Source organism: Mesorhizobium wenxiniae (assembly GCF_002284535.1).
In the GTDB taxonomy this organism is placed as follows: domain Bacteria; phylum Pseudomonadota; class Alphaproteobacteria; order Rhizobiales; family Rhizobiaceae; genus Mesorhizobium; species Mesorhizobium wenxiniae.
In genome coordinates, this window is the sequence record NZ_NPKH01000025.1 from 130,787 (window position 1) to 148,739 (window position 17,953).

General features: G+C 62.7%; 19 protein-coding genes. 15 read left to right on the plus strand and 4 right to left on the minus strand.

What is annotated here, in order from left to right; all coding sequences use genetic code 11:
- Nucleotides 1-118 precede the first annotated feature (118 nt).
- From phnG to phnE (CIT31_RS21615), 11 genes are all read left to right on the plus strand, one after another.
- On the plus strand, nt 119-580 hold the full coding sequence (phnG, locus tag CIT31_RS21565) for a phosphonate C-P lyase system protein PhnG (RefSeq protein WP_065009787.1): 462 nt from the start codon (nt 119-121) through the stop codon (nt 578-580).
- Nucleotides 580-1,191, plus strand: a complete 612-nt coding sequence (gene phnH / locus CIT31_RS21570) for a phosphonate C-P lyase system protein PhnH (RefSeq protein WP_095520286.1) — start codon at nt 580-582, stop codon at nt 1,189-1,191. Before phnG ends, phnH begins: the two co-directional genes overlap by 1 nt.
- Before the next feature lies 1 nt (nt 1,192).
- Nucleotides 1,193-2,305: a carbon-phosphorus lyase complex subunit gene (locus CIT31_RS21575; RefSeq protein WP_065009747.1), complete on the plus strand. Its 1,113-nt coding sequence runs from the start codon at nt 1,193-1,195 to the stop codon at nt 2,303-2,305.
- A 268-nt stretch (nt 2,306-2,573) separates the two neighbouring features.
- On the plus strand, nt 2,574-3,473 hold the full coding sequence (locus CIT31_RS21580) for an alpha-D-ribose 1-methylphosphonate 5-phosphate C-P-lyase PhnJ (RefSeq protein WP_095520287.1): 900 nt from the start codon (nt 2,574-2,576) through the stop codon (nt 3,471-3,473).
- Entirely contained in the window at nt 3,470-4,246 is a 777-nt protein-coding gene (gene phnK, locus CIT31_RS21585; RefSeq protein WP_095520288.1) for a phosphonate C-P lyase system protein PhnK, read from the plus strand. Before CIT31_RS21580 ends, phnK begins: the two co-directional genes overlap by 4 nt.
- 2 nt (nt 4,247-4,248) lie before the next feature.
- On the plus strand, nt 4,249-4,956 hold the full coding sequence (phnL, locus tag CIT31_RS21590; protein WP_095520289.1) for a phosphonate C-P lyase system protein PhnL: 708 nt from the start codon (nt 4,249-4,251) through the stop codon (nt 4,954-4,956).
- Nucleotides 4,953-5,570, plus strand: coding sequence for a DapH/DapD/GlmU-related protein (locus CIT31_RS21595; RefSeq protein ID WP_095520290.1), 618 nt, complete (start codon nt 4,953-4,955; stop codon nt 5,568-5,570). The genes phnL and CIT31_RS21595 overlap by 4 nt, the downstream gene beginning before the upstream one ends.
- Nucleotides 5,571-5,763: 193 nt before the next feature.
- Nucleotides 5,764-6,621 (plus strand): phosphonate ABC transporter ATP-binding protein, encoded by an 858-nt coding sequence (gene phnC / locus CIT31_RS21600; protein ID WP_095520291.1) that lies wholly within the window; start codon nt 5,764-5,766, stop codon nt 6,619-6,621.
- 142 nt (nt 6,622-6,763) lie between these two features.
- Entirely contained in the window at nt 6,764-7,672 is a 909-nt protein-coding gene (phnD, locus tag CIT31_RS21605; RefSeq protein WP_095520292.1) for a phosphonate ABC transporter substrate-binding protein, read from the plus strand.
- A gap of 73 nt (nt 7,673-7,745) precedes the next feature.
- Nucleotides 7,746-8,717, plus strand: coding sequence for a phosphonate ABC transporter, permease protein PhnE (gene phnE, locus CIT31_RS21610; protein ID WP_095520293.1), 972 nt, complete (start codon nt 7,746-7,748; stop codon nt 8,715-8,717).
- Between the two features lie 4 nt (nt 8,718-8,721).
- Nucleotides 8,722-10,281 (plus strand): phosphonate ABC transporter, permease protein PhnE, encoded by a 1,560-nt coding sequence (gene phnE, locus CIT31_RS21615; RefSeq protein WP_095520294.1) that lies wholly within the window; start codon nt 8,722-8,724, stop codon nt 10,279-10,281.
- Nucleotides 10,282-10,300: 19 nt separating this feature from the next.
- Here phnE (CIT31_RS21615) and CIT31_RS21620 read toward each other — a convergent pair whose 3' ends face one another.
- From CIT31_RS21620 to CIT31_RS33900, 4 genes are all read right to left on the minus strand, one after another.
- The gene (locus CIT31_RS21620; RefSeq protein WP_095520295.1) at nt 10,301-11,155 is read right to left on the minus strand and encodes a sugar phosphate isomerase/epimerase family protein; all 855 of its coding nucleotides are present in this window, start codon (nt 11,153-11,155) and stop codon (nt 10,301-10,303) included.
- A 173-nt stretch (nt 11,156-11,328) separates the two neighbouring features.
- Complete coding sequence (locus CIT31_RS21625) at nt 11,329-12,516, minus strand: Gfo/Idh/MocA family protein (protein WP_036267011.1); 1,188 nt, start codon at nt 12,514-12,516, stop codon at nt 11,329-11,331.
- Nucleotides 12,517-12,674: 158 nt separating this feature from the next.
- Nucleotides 12,675-13,730 (minus strand): sugar phosphate isomerase/epimerase family protein, encoded by a 1,056-nt coding sequence (locus CIT31_RS21630; RefSeq protein ID WP_029348292.1) that lies wholly within the window; start codon nt 13,728-13,730, stop codon nt 12,675-12,677.
- Nucleotides 13,731-13,858: 128 nt separating this feature from the next.
- The gene (locus CIT31_RS33900; protein ID WP_133116198.1) at nt 13,859-14,062 is read right to left on the minus strand and encodes a hypothetical protein; all 204 of its coding nucleotides are present in this window, start codon (nt 14,060-14,062) and stop codon (nt 13,859-13,861) included.
- A 66-nt stretch (nt 14,063-14,128) separates the two neighbouring features.
- On the opposite strand from CIT31_RS33900, the gene CIT31_RS21635 reads away from it, so the two are divergent.
- Genes CIT31_RS21635 through CIT31_RS21650 form a run of 4 tightly spaced genes read left to right on the plus strand, consistent with a single transcriptional unit; the run spans nt 14,129 to nt 17,943 of the window.
- Complete coding sequence (locus tag CIT31_RS21635) at nt 14,129-15,016, plus strand: sugar phosphate isomerase/epimerase family protein (protein WP_095520296.1); 888 nt, start codon at nt 14,129-14,131, stop codon at nt 15,014-15,016.
- 56 nt (nt 15,017-15,072) lie between these two features.
- The gene (locus CIT31_RS21640) at nt 15,073-16,242 is read left to right on the plus strand and encodes a mandelate racemase/muconate lactonizing enzyme family protein (RefSeq protein WP_095520344.1); all 1,170 of its coding nucleotides are present in this window, start codon (nt 15,073-15,075) and stop codon (nt 16,240-16,242) included.
- Nucleotides 16,243-16,244: 2 nt separating this feature from the next.
- The gene (locus CIT31_RS21645) at nt 16,245-16,961 is read left to right on the plus strand and encodes a FadR/GntR family transcriptional regulator (protein WP_029348296.1); all 717 of its coding nucleotides are present in this window, start codon (nt 16,245-16,247) and stop codon (nt 16,959-16,961) included.
- Between the two features lies 1 nt (nt 16,962).
- Nucleotides 16,963-17,943: a hydroxyacid dehydrogenase gene (locus CIT31_RS21650; RefSeq protein WP_095520297.1), complete on the plus strand. Its 981-nt coding sequence runs from the start codon at nt 16,963-16,965 to the stop codon at nt 17,941-17,943.
- Nucleotides 17,944-17,953 lie beyond the last annotated feature (10 nt).

Consider the following 17,953-nt stretch of genomic DNA (forward strand, 5'->3'; position numbering starts at 1 on the left):
TGCCCCGATCTTTTTTCGCCTGTCATCCATCCGTCATGGACACGCTTTAGAGAATAGGTATAATTTGTATAATTGTCTACATCATTATACAAATTCGGAACGAGAAGGAATGGCTGCCATGCGAGGACAGGAAGCGCGCGATCAGGCTGAGCGCAAGGCCGTCATGGCGACGCTGGCGCAATCGACCGGCGACGATATCGTCCGCCTTTGGAACGCAGCCGGCCTGCCTTCGGAAGCAGAACTCCTGCGCGGTCCCGAAACCGGCCTGGTCACCGTGCGTGGCCGCATCGGCGGCGGCGGCGCACCATTCAATGTCGGCGAGGCGACGGTCACCCGCGCTACCGTCCGGCTCGCATCCGGACAGGTCGGCCACTGCTACGCGCTCGGCCGTGACAAGCAGAAAGCAAAACTGGCGGCGATCGCCGACGCGCTCTGGCAGGATCCTGCCCTGCGCCGCGAGGTCGAGACAAAACTCATTGCGCCGCTGCAGGCCGCACTTGCCGGCGCACGTGAACGGCGGCGCGCCGAGACGGCGGCAACGAAGGTCGATTTCTTCACCATGGTACGCGGAGAAGACTGATGGACATCGCAACGCAAGCGATCGAGGGCGGCTTTGCCGATCCGGTGTTCGACGCCCAGACGGTGTTCCGCGCCGTGATGGATGCGATGGCGCGGCCAGGCACCCTGCAGCCCCTGCCGATCTTTGCCCGCCCGCCGGCGCCACTGTCGGCCACCGCCGGCGCCATCGCGCTGGCGCTGTGCGACAACGACACGCCGCTCTGGCTCGACCCCGTTTTGCAGGCCCCAGCAGCGGTGAAATCCTGGCTCGGCTTCCACACCGGCGCGCCGCTGGCCAATACGCCGGCCGACGCGCATTTCGCGCTGATCGCCACGCCGGCCGAGATGATGTCGCTCGATGGCTTTTCGCAGGGCACCCAGGACTATCCCGACCGCTCCACAACGCTGATCCTGCAGGTGAGCGATATCGTTTCAGGCGCCCCTCTGCTGCTCGAAGGTCCCGGCATCGAAATGACTGCAACCATCGCGCCGGCGCAGATGCCGCGCCATTTCGTCGAGCAATGGAAGCAGAACAACCAGCGCTTTCCGCGTGGCGTCGACATCATCCTTGCCACCCCCGACGGCGTTGCCTGCCTGCCACGCACGACGCGCATCAAGACGATGGAGGCGTGATATGTATGTCGCGGTAAAAGGCGGCGAAGCGGCCATTGCCAACGCCCACTCCCTGCTCGCCGACCGCCGGCGCGGCGACCGTTCCGTGCCGGCGCTGCGCCTCGACCAGATCGTCGAGCAGCTGGCGCTCGGCGTCGACCGGGTGATGAGCGAGGGTTCGCTCTACGACCGCGAGCTGGCGGCCCTCGCCATCGTTCAGGCGCGCGGCGACATGATCGAGGCGATCTTCCTGGTTCGCGCCTATCGCACCACGCTGCCACGCTTCGGCTATACCAAGGCGATCGACACCGGCGCGATGCTGGTCGAGCGGCGCGTTTCGGCGACCTACAAGGATCTTCCTGGCGGCCAGCTGCTCGGCCCGACTTTCGACTACACTCACCGGCTGCTCGATCCCGAGCTCGCCGCGGGCGGCGATGTCGCCGAGCCGCTGCAGCGTGCCAGCGAGGCGGAAGCCATGCCGCGCGTCTCCGCGATCCTCGCCCGCGAAGGCCTGATCGAGCCTGATGGCGACATGCCGCAGGATCATGTCCCCGGCGACATCACCCGCGAGCCGCTGGAATTCCCGATGGCGCGCGACATCCGCCTGCAGGCGCTGTCACGCGGCGATGAGGGTTTTCTGCTGGCGCTCGGCTATTCCACCCAGCGCGGCTATGCCCGCAACCATCCCTTCGTCGGCGAAGTTCGCATCGGTGAGGTCGAGCTGGAACTCGATGTGCCGGAGCTGCCCTTCGCGGTACCGCTCGGCTCCGTGCGCGTCACCGAGTGCCAGATGGTCAACCAGTTCAAGGGCTCGGCCAAGGCGCCGCCGCAATTCACCCGCGGCTACGGCCTCGTCTTCGGTCAGAGCGAGCGCAAGGCGATGGCCATGGCACTGTGCGACCGGGCGTTACGCGCTTCGGAATTCGGCGAAGACGTCGTCGCCGCTGCCCAGGACGAGGAGTTCGTCATCTCGCATTCCGACAATGTCCAGGCGACCGGCTTCGTCGAGCATCTGAAGCTGCCGCACTATGTCGACTTCCAGGCCGAGCTCGACCTCGTGCGCCGCATGCGCGCCGAGCATGACGCCCGCGAAAACGCAGGCAAAGTCGAAGAGAAGAGGCAGGCTGCGGAATGACTTCAGTTAGCTCCACCGCCATGATCTCGTGGGAATGGCCGCTACACCCCTCCGGATCCGCCGTAGCCGCTACTGCCGCCAACGGTTTCGCCATTCGCGCCTTCCTTCGGCGCAGGAAGAACCATTCTTCGAAGGACAAAGGCAACCACGCCGACAAACACCAGCAACAGGATTCCGATGTGCATCCATCCGGTTGGAGTCATCTGAGCCTGGCCCTTCTTCCGTGTCTTGGAAGTCAATTCGGTAGCACACAGCGGAAGCGATCGCCATGACCGACATCGCCACTTACAACTTCGCCTATCTCGACGAGCAGACCAAGCGGATGATCCGCCGCGCGATCCTCAAGGGCATAGCCGTTCCCGGCTATCAGGTGCCGTTCGCCTCGCGCGAAATGCCGATGCCTTATGGCTGGGGCACCGGCGGCGTCCAGGTCACGGCTTCGATCATCGGCCCGGAAGACGTGCTCAAGGTCATCGACCAGGGCGCCGACGACACCACCAACGCGGTTTCAATCCGTGCGTTCTTCAAGAAGGTCGCCAATGTCGCCGTCACCACCGAGACGGCCAAGGCGACCATCATACAGACCCGCCACCGCATTCCCGAACATCCACTGAGCGCGGGCCAGGTGCTGGTCTATCAGGTGCCAATTCCCGAACCGTTGCGCTTCCTCGAACCGCGCGAAACGGAAACGCGCAAGATGCATGCGCTGGAGGAATACGGCCTCATGCATGTGAAGCTCTACGAGGACATTGCCAGGCACGGCCGCATTGCCACTTCCTATGCCTACCCGGTCAAGGTCGAGGGCCGCTATGTGATGGATCCCTCGCCAACGCCGAAATTCGACAACCCAAAGATGCACCGTTCGCCGGCTCTGCAACTGTTCGGCGCCGGCCGCGAAAAGCGTATTTATGCAGTGCCGCCCTTCACCGAGGTGGTCAGCCTCGATTTCGAGGACCATCCGTTCGAGGTGCAGACCTTCGACCAGCCCTGCGCGCTGTGCGCGGCCGAGAACGTCTATCTCGACGAGGTCATCCTAGACGACCATGGCGGCCACATGTTCGTCTGTTCTGATACCGACCATTGCGAGAAGCGGTGCGAACAAGGCCATCGCGGCCACCTTGCGCCTGAAACCCCTCTTGCCCTGGAAAGAACGGAGCCGGCGCAATGACCGACGAACCGCTGTTGCGCGTCAGCGCGCTTTCCAAATTCTACGGCTCGCGCGTCGGCTGCGAAAACGTCACCTTTGACCTGTGGCCGGGCGAGGTGCTGGCGGTGGTCGGCGAATCCGGTTCCGGTAAGACGACGCTGCTCAACTGTCTGTCGACGCGGCTGCTGCCGAGCTCCGGCACCGCCAGCTACCGCATGCGCGACAGTCAGTTCCGCGAGCTCTATCGGATGAGCGAGGCCGAGCGCCGCTTTCTGATGCGCACCGACTGGGGCTTCGTCCACCAGAACCCGGCCGACGGCCTGCGCATGACGGTTTCAGCCGGCGCCAATGTCGGCGAGCGGTTGATGGCGGTCGGCGACCGCCACTATGGAAAAATCCGCGCCACTGCCGTCGACTGGCTGTCGCGTGTCGAAATCGACGAGGACCGCATCGACGACGAGCCGCGCGCCTTTTCCGGCGGCATGCGCCAGCGCCTGCAGATCGCTCGCAATCTCGTCACCGGGCCGCGTCTGGTATTCATGGACGAGCCGACTGGCGGCCTCGACGTTTCCGTGCAGGCGCGCCTGCTCGACCTGCTGCGCGGCCTGGTCACCGATCTCGGCCTGGCCGCCATCGTCGTCACCCACGACCTCGCCGTGGCGCGGCTTTTGTCGCAACGCATGATGGTGATGAAGGATGGTCGCGTCGTTGAAAGCGGCCTCACCGACCGCGTGCTCGACGATCCGCGCGCGCCCTACACCCAGCTTCTCGTTTCTTCCATTCTGCAGGTGTGACCATGGCAACCCCGCTCGTCGTCTCCGACGTCGCCAAGAGCTTCACCATGCATCTGCGCGACGGCATCAAACTGCCTGTCGTCGCCGGCGTGTCGTTCTCGATCAGGAGCGGCGAATGCGCAGTGCTCGGCGGTCCTTCCGGCGCCGGCAAGAGTTCGATCCTGAAGATGCTCTACGGCAACTATGCCGTCGACGAAGGCCAGATCATCGTCCAGCACGAGGACGGGCTCATCGATCTCGCGACGGCCAGCCCACGCACCGTGCTTGCCGTGCGCCGGCTCACGATCGGCTATGTCAGCCAGTTCCTGCGTACAGTGCCGCGCGTCTCCGCTCTCGACGTCGTCGCCGAACCGCTGGTCGAGCGCGGCGCGGACCGTGAGGTTGCGCGTAACAAGGCACGCGCCTTGCTGGCGCAGCTCAACCTGCCGGAGAAGCTGTGGGCGCTGCCGCCGGCGACGTTTTCCGGCGGCGAACAGCAGCGCGTCAACATCGCGCGCGGCTTCATCACTGAACACCCGATCCTGCTGCTCGACGAGCCGACCGCTTCGCTCGACGCCAGGAACCGCGACGTGGTGATTGCGCTGATCGCGGCCAAGAAGGCGGCCGGCGTCGCCTTGCTTGGCATCTTCCATGACCGCGACGTGCGCGAGGCGGTCGCCGACCGCGTCATCGACGTGACCGCCTTTGCCGCCGGGAAAATCGCCGCATGACGCGAAAATTGTCGGAAACGCCGCTGGTCCACGAGACAGCGGAAGTCGAGAATTCGACGCTTGGCCGCTGGACCGAAATCGCCGAACGATGCCGGGTTTCGGAGAGCACGATCGGCGACTATTCCTACATGATGCAGGACTGTGGCGTCTGGTGCGCGACGGTCGGCAAATTCGCCAACATCGCCGCCAGCGTGCGCATCAACGCCACCAACCACCCGACCTGGCGGCCGACGCTGCATCATTTCACCTATCGCGCCTCGGACTATTGGGACGACGCCGAACACGAGAGCGAATTCTTCGCTCAACGTCGCGCCAAGCGCGTCACCATCGGCCATGACACCTGGCTTGGCCACGGCTCGACCATCCTGCCCGGCGTCACCGTGGGCGACGGTGCGGCGGTCGGCGCCGGTGCGGTGGTGTCGAAAGACGTTGAGCCCTACACCATCGTCGGCGGCGTGCCGGCGAAACCAATCCGCGAACGCTTCGACCGCCACACGGCGGAACGTTATCAGGCACTCGCCTGGTGGGATTGGGACCATGCCCGCCTGCGCGCCGCACTTGAGGATTTTCGCGCGCTTTCGGCGGAAGCGTTTCTGGAAAAATACGGCAGCTGAAGGGGGGAATGGTGAATAGCGAGGCCTTCACCAGCCTCTTCTGGCTGCCACCGTCACCATTCACCATTCACGGCGCGCCGCCCAAGCCTGTGGGCGGTAACAAAACTGACATCAATCCGACACCGCAGGTTCATGGCCTTGCGCTAGCGATGGTTAACAGACCTTCGAAACGCGACTGGACTGGAACTTGCCTATGTCAGCAACCTCAGCCACGCTCGAAATCCGCGGCGTCACCCGCCGGTTTGGCAAGAACACCGCCGTCAGCAATGTCGATATCTCGATCCCGCACGGTCAGATGGTCGGCATCATCGGCCGCTCCGGCGCCGGCAAGTCGACCCTTTTGCGCATGATCAACCGCCTCATCGATCCGAGCCAAGGGTCGATTTTCTTTGAAGGTGCCGAAGTCTCCAGCCTGCGCGGCTCGCTGCTCAGGCGCTGGCAGCGCGATTGCGCCATGATCTTTCAGCAATTCAACCTGGTGCCGCGTCTCGACGTGCTGACCAATGTGCTGCTCGGCCGGCTCAATCACCGCTCGACGATTGTCAATCTGCTCGGTGTCTTCTCTCGCGAGGAACGGGCCGAGGCGATAGCGGCGCTCGAGCGTCTCGACATTGCCCGCACGGCGCTGCAGCCGGCCGGCACCTTGTCCGGCGGCCAGCAGCAGCGCGTCGCGATCGCCCGCGCCATGATGCAGCAGCCGAAAGTTATCCTCGCCGACGAGCCGATCGCCTCGCTCGACCCGCTCAATGCCCAGGTGGTGATGGATTCGCTGCAGGACATCAATCTGCGCGAGGGCATCACCGTCGTCACCAATCTGCACACGCTGGACACCGCGCGCACCTATTGCAACCGCATCATCGGCATGGCCGCCGGCAAGGTCGTGTTCGACGGCCCGCCCGAAGACCTCAACCGCGAGGCTGTGCGCATGGTCTATGGCGCCGACAGCAATGGCGGCGAAATCTCCGAGGCCATCACCTCGACCAGCGTGACCATCAAGCAAAAAATCGCCGCATCCGCCGGACCGCTCGAGCCCGCATTTCCCGGCTACTAGTTCCATGATCCCGACGAGTGGATACCGGTATCCGGGAACCATGGGCAGCAAAAGAGCGCCTGGATCGCCAGCCCGCGTCAAAGGCGCCGTCAAAATTCGAACGCTACCGGCGCGATGCCGGAACCAACAGGAGAGATGCCACATGTTTAGAAAGATACTTTTCGGTGCGGTTTCCATCCTCGCCATGGCGATGGGCGCGGTCCAGGCACAGGACCTGAAGGAATTCCGCGTCGGTATTCTCGGCGGCGAGAACGAAGCTGACCGTCTGCGCAATTACCAGTGCTTCGCCGATCACATCAAGGACGTCCTCGGCGTCGAGAAAGTTTCGCTGTTCCCGGCCGCCGACTACGACGGCGTCATTCAGGGCTTGCTCGGCGGCACACTTGACTTTGCCGAACTCGGCGCTTCCGCCTACGCCAAGGTCTATCTCGAAAACAAGGACGCGGTCGAACCGATCCTGACGACAATCCAGACCGACGGTTCGACCGGCTACCGTGCGGTCATGGTCGCCCGTGCTGATTCCGGCATCAAGACGCTCGCCGACATGAAGGGCAAGAAACTCGGTTTCGCCGATCCCGATTCGACTTCCGGTTACCTGATCCCGGTCACGTCATTGCCCAAGGACATCGGCATGGATGTGAAGAGCTACTTCGCGTCGACCGGGTTCGGCGGCGGCCATGAACAGCTTGTCCTTGAAGTTCTGAAGGGCACCTTCGATGCCGGCACCACCTGGGCCTCCGGCGTCGGCGACTTCAAGGACGGCTACAGCTCGGGCAATCTGCGCAAGATGGTCGACAAGGGCGTCCTCAAGATGGATGACCTCGTTGAATTGTGGCAGTCGCCCCTGATCCCGAACGGCCCGCTGGTATTGCGTACGTCGATCGACGCCGGCGCCAAGCAGAAGATCACCGATTTTCTGACCAAGCTTCCGGAAACCGATCCGGCCTGTTTCTCGGCGATCCAAGGCGGCGATTACAAGGGCTATTCACCGGTCACCCCAGCGTTCTATCAGCCGATCATCGACGCGCGTAAGGCGAAGATCGGCTCGTAAAGCAAACTGCCACAACGCCGCCGGGGCCATGTGCACCGGCGGCGTTTCCGCATCAGGGGCCGGGGATCTATCGATGAGTGCGACCGACGTATACCGAGCGCCAGCGCTTTCACCGGAGGGAGCCACTGTCGAGCGGCACTGGCGCGATCTCGCCGCCCGCCGGCGCCTTTACACGATCGGCGGCCTGGTTTTCCTGCTCCTTGCACTCTCTGGCTCGCTCTGGTTCGCCAACGAGACCAACGCCGGAAAGTTCTTCGACCGCCTTCCCCACGTCGCCGACTTTTTCGGCGAGTTGAAGCCGCGCGACTGGTTCGACCCGGTGCGCGCGCTGTTCGACCTGCCATCCCCCTACGATGATGGCAGCCTCAAGTTCGACTATCCAGAAGGCCGGGTCTACCTGACCCAAAACATCTACATTCCGGAGTATTTCCACCGGATGATCGAGACGCTGAACATCGCCCTGTTTTCGACGCTCGTGGGCTCCACATTCGGTTTCCTGCTCTGCTTCCTGGCTGCAGGCAACATCACGGCCAACCGCTGGCTCCGGTTCGCCACGCGCCGCTTCCTTGAAATCGTCCGTGCCTTTCCGGAAATCGTCATTGCCGGCTTTTTTCTGGCGATCTTCTCGCTAGGACCTGTTCCGGCGATCATTGCGGTCAGTATCCATACCATCGGCGCGCTCGGAAAAATGTTCTTCGAAGTGGTCGAGAACGCCGACATGAAGCCTGAAGAAGGTTTGCGCGCCGTCGGCGCCAACTGGGTCGAGCGGGTGTGGTTCGGCATCGTGCCTCAGGTTCTGCCCAACTTCATGAGCTATTTCCTGCTTCGTTTCGAGATAAATGTGCGCGCTTCGACCATACTTGGCGCCGTCGGCGCGGGCGGGATCGGCGAATCCCTGCGCCTTTCGATCGGCCGCGGCCATGAGGCCAAGACCATCGCCATCGTCTTTCTGCTGTTCTGCACGATCGTCGCCGTCGACCAGTTTTCGGCGTGGCTGAGACACCGTCTGGTCGGCAGACAGGCGTTCGCATACGGCGGAGAGTAACGCGATGAACGCCGCCGCCATCAACGACATCGCCGCTCGCCATCCGGACGCGTTCCGACGCTCCCTGTGGAAGCGCTACGCCGTCCCGATCGGCATCCTTCTCTGCATTCTCTACACCTTCTATTGCGCGTGGTTCTTCTCGATCGCCACCGTGCTCGAAAAGGCGAACTGGAACCTTGCCGGGGCTTATCTCGCCGACTGGGTGTCTTACGAAATACGGCCCGACATCGAGTTCAAAGATGACTATCTGACGATCGACTACTCCCGCTTTTCCAAACTGGGATCCAATCCAGATCCCGACTGGGTGGTCAAGCAGATGGCCGTCATCGAGCGGCGGGTCGACGCAGCGCCGGCACCGGCGATCGCGACCAACAAGTCATCGCAGGATTCGTTCATGGCGCCCGGCGCGCCGACCGCCGAGAACCCGGCCGCCCCGTTGGGCCAATCCGCTCCGGCTGCACCTGAAACGGTGCGCGAAAACGCCGTTGTGGCGGCGACTGTCACCCTTGGCAATGGCCGGATCGCCATCACGCCAAACCTCGTCACCGTGACGCGCGGCGCCGAAAGCGTCATCTTCGATATTGCCAAGGACAGTTCTGTCACGCCCCGCACACCGCTGCCCGACTGGATCGAGCAACGCAGGCCAGGCTCGACAGCCTACGTCTCGTTCGACTTTCTCGGTCGCGCCGAAGTGCAAAATGACGAAGTCGTCGCCTGGAGACGTTTCTTCGGCTGGGCCAATTTCGTCTTTGACACGAACTCGCCATTCTGGGGAAAGCCGTTCGGCGAGGTCGCTTCACTGATCGTCTCCGGGGCCCGCATCGACCCGTCACGGTCAAACGCAGCGCTCGCCTGGGACAACATCCTCAACAACGCCGAGTGGCAGCATGGAGACGTCTGGCTGAAACTCTTGCAAACCATCGTCATGGCTTTTGTCGGCACGGTGCTGGCCTCGATCGTCGCCTTTCCGCTCGCCTTCCTGGCTGCACGCAACGTCACGCCGAGCCGGATCGCCAACCAGGTGACAAAACGCTTCTTCGATTTCCTGCGGTCAGTCGACATGCTGATCTGGGCGCTGTTCTTCACCCGCGGCTTCGGTCCGGGACCGCTGGCCGGCATGTCGGCCATCTTCTTCACCGACACCGGAACCCTCGGCAAACTCTACTCCGAGGCGCTGGAAAACATCGACGACAAGCAGCGCGAGGGCATCCGCTCGGTTGGCGCCACGCCCGCAATGGTGCAGCGCTACGGCGTGCTGCCGCAGGTTCTGCCGGTATTCCTTAGCCAATCGCTCTATTTCTGGGAATCGAACACCCGGTCAGCGACGATCATAGGGGCTGTCGGCGCCGGCGGCATCGGTCTGAAATTGTGGGAGGCCATGCGCACCAATACCAATTGGGCCAATGTTTTCTACATGGTTGTGCTGATTCTGCTCGTCGTCTTCATCTTCGACAACATCTCCAGCTATCTACGCCGCAAACTGATGGGGACAGTCGGAAACGGCAATGACGAGCGGCGCGAGCGCGCGCCCGCCGGCCTGCCGCCGGCGGCTCAGATCGCCTGAGAGGAAGCTCGGCTGCGTCCTAAGCATCAGCCTTTTTCCAGCCACTCCTGATATGCTTGTAACCGTCGCGGTAGACGACTTCCGGGCTTTCCGAAAAATCGCGCCAGACCTTGGTTGCCGCCGCCAAATCCTTCAGCGAGCGGCCGAAGGCCTCGATCGTCAGCCAGTCGTCATAGCCACTCTTGCGGATGGCCGAAAACGTCTCCTTCCACCGAATGTGGCCGCGCCCAGGTACGCCGCGATCATTCTCCGAAATATGGATATGGACGACATTCTTGTGGTTGCGCGTATAGGCGCCGATCGGGTCGGCCTCCTCGATATTGGCGTGGAACGTGTCGTACATCGCCTTGATATGCGGCCGGTCGATAGCGTCGATATGCTCGGACAGATCGTCCATCGTGTTCAGCAGGTAGCACTCGAAGCGGTTGAGCGCCTCCAGCCCGATGGTGACGTTCCTCTTGCCGGCATGGTCGCCGATGGCGCGTTGCGAGGCAACGGAGCGCTTCTTCTCCGCCGCCGTCGGCCCACTGCCGGAGAAGGCGCCCAGTGTCGAATGCAACGGGCCGCTCAGCGTTTTGGCGCCGAGCGCAGCCGAGCAGTCGATCGCCCACTTCATATAGTCGATGCCGGCCTTGCGCGTTGAACCATCGGCCGAGATCAAGTTCAGCGCCGGATCGCCCATCGCTGAAACGGCGGTGCGCTCCAGCCCGATGCGGTCGAGCAGTTCGCCAAGTTTTGTGTAGTCGTCCGGCGTGCCGGCAAAGATCGGTATCTCGACGCCATCGAAGCCGGTCGCCTTGATATCCCTAAGCAGTGGCTCGTGTTTCTTCGACACGGCCGTCGTCCACAAAAACATGCACATGCCGATTTTCATCGACGCCCCTCCCATCATTGCGCAATCCACAGGGGTGTTGAGATTCAGGTTAGGCCGAGCCGAAAATGGTAGTTTCCGAGAACCGGAGCGGAGCGTACTTTTCGTACGTGAGTACCGGAAGCGCATGAAACTGCCGTTTGCAGGCCGGCATCACCTGAAGATCAGCACCCCGATCAGAGCTTCGTCCAGGCCCCGTTCTTCCTCGACGACTTCACGCAGGCTTCGATGAAGGCCATGCCTTCGACCCCGTCCTGGATGGTCGGGAAGATAACTTCCTTAGCCGGCTTGCCGCCTTTGCGGCGCGCCGCGCGGATGGCGCGGGCCGCCTCCTGGTAGATGTTGGCGAAGCCTTCGAGATAGCCTTCCGGATGGCCTGACGGAACCCGGCTGACGCGCCCGGCGACGGGAAGCGCGCCAGCGCCGTTCCGGGTGATCAACTGCTTCGGCTGGCCGAACGGCGTGTACCAGAGATAGTTCGGGTCGGCCTGCACCCATTCAAGTCCGCCCTTCGAGCCGTAGATGCGCAGCTTCAGCCCGTTCTCGTGGCCGGGCGCCACCTGGCTCGCCCAGATCATGCCCTTGGCCGGGTGCGACTTGCCGACCGGTTTGAAGCGCAGCATCACGTTGACATTGTCGTCGAGTTGCCGCCCCGGCACGAAGGCGTCGAGATCGGCGGAAAGTGAATCGAGCTCCAGCCCGCAGACGAAGCGCGCGAGATTGTAGGCATGCGTGCCGATGTCGCCCAGCGCACCGCCGGCACCCGCCTGCTTGGGGTCGGAGCGCCAGGCCGCCTGCTTCTGGCCGGTAGCGGCGAGGTCCTCGGTTAGCCAGTCCTGCGGATATTCAGACTGCACGATGCGGATGTCGCCGAGCTGCCCCTTGGCTACCATCTCGCGCGCCTGCCGTACCATCGGATAGGCGGTGTAGTTATGCGTCAGCACGAACACTTTGCCGGTCTTTTCGACTAGTGCCGCCAGCTTCTTTGCCTCGGCCAGTGTCGTCGCCAGCGGCTTGTCGCAGATGACATGGATGCCTGCCTCGAGAAAAGCCTTCGCCGCCGGCACATGGACATTGTTGGGCGTGACGATGGCCACCGCCTCGATGCCGTCCGGCCGCTTGGCCTCGGCCTTGGCCATCTCGGCGAACGAGCTGTAGCTGCGCGCCGGATCGAGCCCGAGTTCCTCGGCCGATGCCTTGGCACGCGCCGGGTCGGACGACAGGGCACCTGCGACTAACACGAACTCATTGTCCATGCGCGCCGCGATCCGGTGCACGGCACCGATGAAGGCGCCTTGCCCGCCGCCGACCATGCCGTAGCGGATCGGGCCGCCTCCCGTTTCCGATTTCGATGCGCCGACCATGATTTTCTCCCTCGTCTGAAATACCCCTCCCGCCTTGAGGGGAGGGTGGCCCGAAGGGCCGGGAGGGGTCGGTTCATGCCGAGCTCTACGCCCAGCGACCCCACCCCCCGATCCGCTGCGCGGATCGACCCTCCCCTCGAGGGGGAGGGGAAAAAGCGCTAGATTCCCATCATGGCGCGCAGCGACTTTTTGTCGGTCGCGCCGCCGGCGAAATCGTCGAATGCCTTTTCCGTCACCCTGATGATGTGATGCTGGATGAAGGGAGCGCCTTCGGCCGCGCCATCCTCGGGGTGCTTCAGGCAGCATTCCCATTCCAGCACCGCCCATGAATCGTAGTCATATTGGGCGAGTTTGGAGAAGATGCCGCCGAAATCCACCTGTCCGTCGCCGAGCGAGCGGAAACGCCCGGCCCGGTTCGTCCAGCTCTGATAACCGGAATAGACGCCTTGCCGGCCGGTCGGATTGAACTCGGCATCCTTGGCGTGGAACGCCTTGATCCGCTCGTGATAGATGTCGATGAATTCGAGATAGTCGAGCTGCTGCAGCAGGAAATGCGACGGGTCGTAATTGATGTTGCAGCGCTTGTGGCCGCCCACCGCGTCGAGGAACATCTCGAAGGTCGCACCGTCGAAGACGTCCTCGCCCGGATGGATTTCGTAACCGACGTCGACGCCATTGTCCTCATAGACGTCGAGGATCGGCTTCCAGCGTTTTCCCAGTTCGGAAAATGCTTCCTCGATCAATCCCGCCGGCCGTTGCGGCCAAGGATAAAGGTAGGGGAAAGCCAACGCTCCGCAAAACGACACCGACGCCTTAAGCCCGAGATTCTTCGAAGCCTTGGCGCCAAACTTCATCTGTTCGACCGCCCATTGCTGCCTGGCTTTAGGATTATTGTGCAACGCAGGCGGCGCGAAGCCATCGAACTGCGCGTCATAGGCCGGATGCACCGCCACCAACTGTCCCTGCAGATGCGTCGACAGCTCGGTGATCTCAACGCCCGCCTCGGTGCAGATGCCCTTCACTTCGTCGCAATAGGCCTGGGAAGACGCCGCCTTCTCGAGGTCGAACAGCCGGCTGTCCCAGGTCGGGATCTGCACGCCCTTGTAGCCCAGCCCGGCCGCCCATTTGGTTATCGCCGGCAGCGAATTGAACGGTGCGGCATCGCCTGCGAACTGCGCCAGAAATAGCCCAGGACCCTTCATTGTCGACGGCATCGGCATCCTTCCTAATTATCCACGACCAAGCATAGCGCCGATTGAAAGCAGGGCCAGCCTCTTTGGTCTTTTCTCGACAGGCGCTAGTACGCACCGCCATTCTGGTATTACCAAATATGGTCATTTGGTCAAGCGGTGCCATTCGCAACCAGCGCTGCGAAAATTGCCGGGCAGCGGACTAATACGCCAGTTTTATCAATGAAATAATCATGGGCCGGGGCTGCCTTGTAGGATTTCTTGCCGTCCAGATGAAATTGCTGTAGACCTCTTTTCACGCCCAATTGGTCGAACCAGTTTACGACAAATACTGGAGCGCCTTGGGGAGGAATCATGCAACGCACTCTGGTGGAGTGCGTCGCAGGCGAACTGTTACAGGCGAATTCTGGGAAGGACAGACCATGCATCTTTCGACGCACAACTGGATGCGGGCGGAACCATTGGAGACGACGCTCAAACGCATCAAGAAATTCGGCTATGAGTCGATCGAAATTTCCGGCGAGCCCGAGCAATACAACACCGATGAGACGCGCGCGCTCCTGAAGGAGCACGGCATCCGCTGCTGGGGGGCGGTGACGCTGATGCTGGGCGAGCGCAATCTCGCCGCCAAGGACCAGGGCCAGCGCGAGCGCTCCGTACAGTACGTCAAGGATGTGCTGACGATGGTGAGCGAACTCGACGGCGAGATCATCACCCTGGTTCCCGCCACCGTCGGCAAGGTGGTGCCGGACGGCACCGAAGAAGAAGAATGGAAATGGGTGGTCGACGCCACCAGGGAATGCTTCACCCATGCCAAGAAGGTCGGTGTCAAGATCGCGGTCGAGCCGCTCAACCGTTTCGAGACCTATCTGTTCAACCGTGGCGCCCAGGCGCTGGCGCTGGCCGATGCAGTCAGCCCCGAATGCGGCGTCTGCCTCGACGCCTACCACATCCACATGGAAGAATTTAACGTCTATGATGCCATCCGGCAGGTCGGCAAGCGCCTGTTCGACTTCCATGTCGCCGACAACAACCGCTTCGCCGCCGGTCTCGGACAGATCGACTGGCCGAAGATCGTCGGCACGCTGAAGGAGGTCGGTTACGATGGCGCGCTGACCAACGAGTTCGTCGCCCCCGTCGACCGCACGCCGGCCGCTCCCTATCCCGACATGGTCGAGCGCAATCCGGTCGACATCTCGCCGGAGCAGCTCAAATTCATTCAGGACCATGGTTCCAGCGTGCTGACGGAAAAGTTCTACACCGATCAGATGCGCATCAACGCTGAAACGTTGCTGCCGTTGATCAAGTAGTCGGTCCGTTGAGAATGAGCCTTCCGCCCTGACCGGCGGCAAGGCCGGGGATGAACATGCGCATCAAGACGGTCCAAGCCTGGTGGGTCCGCATACCGATCGAAGCCGCGAAGCAGCACCGCAGCGACTTCGGTCAAGTGACGACATTTGACGCCGCCATCCTGCGCATCGAGACCGACGACGGGCTGGTCGGCTGGGGCGAAGGCAAGAATGCTGCCGGCAGCACCGGCAGCTATGGCGCCCTCGTCCACATGCTGAACCACGAGGTCGGCCCGCAGCTGATCGGCTGCGATCCGGCCGACATCGGGGTGATCTGGGAGATGCTCTACAATGGCGTGCGCCACGACAGTGCCGCGCAAAACGGCCACGCCATGCCGCAACTGGCGCGGCGCGGCATCAGCGTCGCTGCGATCAGCGCCGTCGACATCGCGTTGTGGGATATTCTGGGCAAGTCGCAGGGGGTTCCAGTCTGGCGGCTGCTCGGCGGCCGCAAGCTCGACCGCATGCCCGCCTATGCTTCCGGCGGCTGGGCTTCCACCGAGGCGATCGGCGACCAGCTAAAATCCTATATCGCCAAGGGCGGTTTCAAGGCGCTGAAGATGCGGATCGGCGCGATGGACGGCGCTCCGCATCTTTCCGCCGCCCGCGTGCGCGCCGCAAGACAGGCGCTCGGCCCCGAGGTTGACCTGATGGTCGATGCGCATGGCACCTATACGGTGGCGGAAGCCAAGCGCTTCATCCATCTCGCCGCCGATCTCGATCTGGCCTGGTTCGAGGAGCCGGTCATCGCCGACGACAAGCCCGGCATGGCCGAAGTGCGGGCGTCCGGCTCCATCCCTATCGCCACCGGCGAAGGCGAAGCGACGCGCTATGCTTTCCGCGACCTCGCCACGCTCAAGGCGGCCGATATCTTCCAGCCTGACCCGGCTTTTTGCGGCGGCATCAGCGAGGCGATAAAGATCGGCACCATCGCCAGCGCCTTCAATCTGCGCTTTGCGCCGCATCTGTGGGCTGGCGCGCCTTGCTTCTTTGCCGGGCTGCATGTCTGCGCTGCTTCGCCGGCTAGCTTTACCATCGAGTATTCGCTCGGCGCCAACCCGATGATCCACGATCTGATCGAGGAGACTGTCGAAGCAAAGGACGGTATGATGGCGATCCCCGAGAAGCCCGGACTGGGATTCACCCTTTCGGAACGGTTCCTGGAGGCGCACGCGCTACGCGGCTGATCATGAAAGAAAAGAACCTTCTCGCGGAACTCGCTGCCTATCTGTTCTCCCACTCCGACAAGGCGACGGGCCGAACGCCGTCGGAGCGTGAACTGGCGGAGCATTTCGTCGTCAGCCGCGGCCAGATCCGCGAGGCGCTGGCCATCCTCGAAGCCATGCGCATCGTCGAGCGCCGGGCCAAGTCCGGCATCTACATCGACACCAAGCAGGCCAGCGTCGAGGCGATGGCGCTTTTTGCCAGGGCCGGCCTGCCGCTTGATCCGATCCAGATCTACGAGACGGTCGAGTTGCGCAAGATCCACGAGATCAAGGCCGCCGAGCTTGCCTGTTCGCGCGCTACCGAGGAAAATTTCGAGCGGCTGCGCGAAATCCTGAAGGCGTCGGAAGAGCGCATTGCGGCAGGCGAGGGCCTCGCCAAGGAGGACCGCGAATTTCACCTTGAAATCGTGCGGGCAACCAAGAACAGCGTTTTTCACAACATATGCAGCGTCTATTACATGATGGGCGAGCAACGCCTGCCCATCTATTTCAACGATCCCGAACGCAGCGTGCGCTCGCATGCCGAGCACATCCAGATCTACGAGGCGCTGCTGCGCCGCGACGGCAATCTCGCCCAGGCGCTGATGAGTGCCCATCTGCAAGGCGCGGAAAGTTACTGGAAAGGCCTGATCGAAGGCGGCGGGGCAGAACCTCACAGCCCAGCACTCGAACAGGTCTGATATGCCCAAAATCCTGTCGACGCACACGCTGCACCCGCGCGCCTCCGCCATGTTGACTGGTGCCGGCGAACTCGTTGTCGCTTCCGCCCTCGATGCGGACACGCTGGCGACTGAGGCGAGGGACGCCGATATCATCATCGTTCGCGCCCCGCTGCCATCAGCGCTGTTCGAAGGTGCTACGAAGCTCCGGGCTGCAATCCGCCATGGCGCCGGGCTCGACATGGTTCCGATGGAAGCGGCCACTGCAGCCGGCGTGCTGGTGGCAAACGTGCCGGCGGTCAATGCACGGTCGGTCGCCGAATACGTGATGTTCGCGACCCTGGCGCTGCTTCGGCGTTTCCGCATGGTGGACCGCGACTTGCGGGCGAAGGGCTGGCTGGCCGGCCGCGACCACACCATTCTCGCCAGCGAGCTCGCCGGCAAGACGATCGGCATTGTCGGCTTCGGCGCCATCGGACAGGCAGTCGGCCATATCGCAGCACATGGTTTCGACCTGAACGTGGTAGCGACGACGCGCAGCATGAGGCCGGCGCCCGATAGGATCGGCTTCCTGTCGATCGACGCACTGATCGAGCAGAGCGATATCATCGTTCTGTGCTGCCCGCTGACACCGGAGACGCGCGGCCTGATCAACCGCGAGCGCATCGGTCGAATGAAGCCGCATGCGCTGCTGATCAATATTTCGCGCGGGCCGGTGATCGACGACGACGCGCTGATCGAAGCGCTGCAAAAGGGCGGTATCGGCGGTGCCGCGCTCGATGTTTTTGTGACGCAGCCGCTGCCTTCAGATCATCCCTATTTCGGCTTCGACAATGTCATCGTCACGCCGCACATGGCCGGCATCACCGAGCAATCGATGATGCGCATGGGCGTCGGTTCGGCTGATGAAGCCTTGCTGGTGCTGGCCAACAAATTGCCGGTCAATCTGCGCAATACCGAAGTGGTCGAGCACTACCGGCGGCGATTTCCGGCCGATATCTGAGCACCTCAAC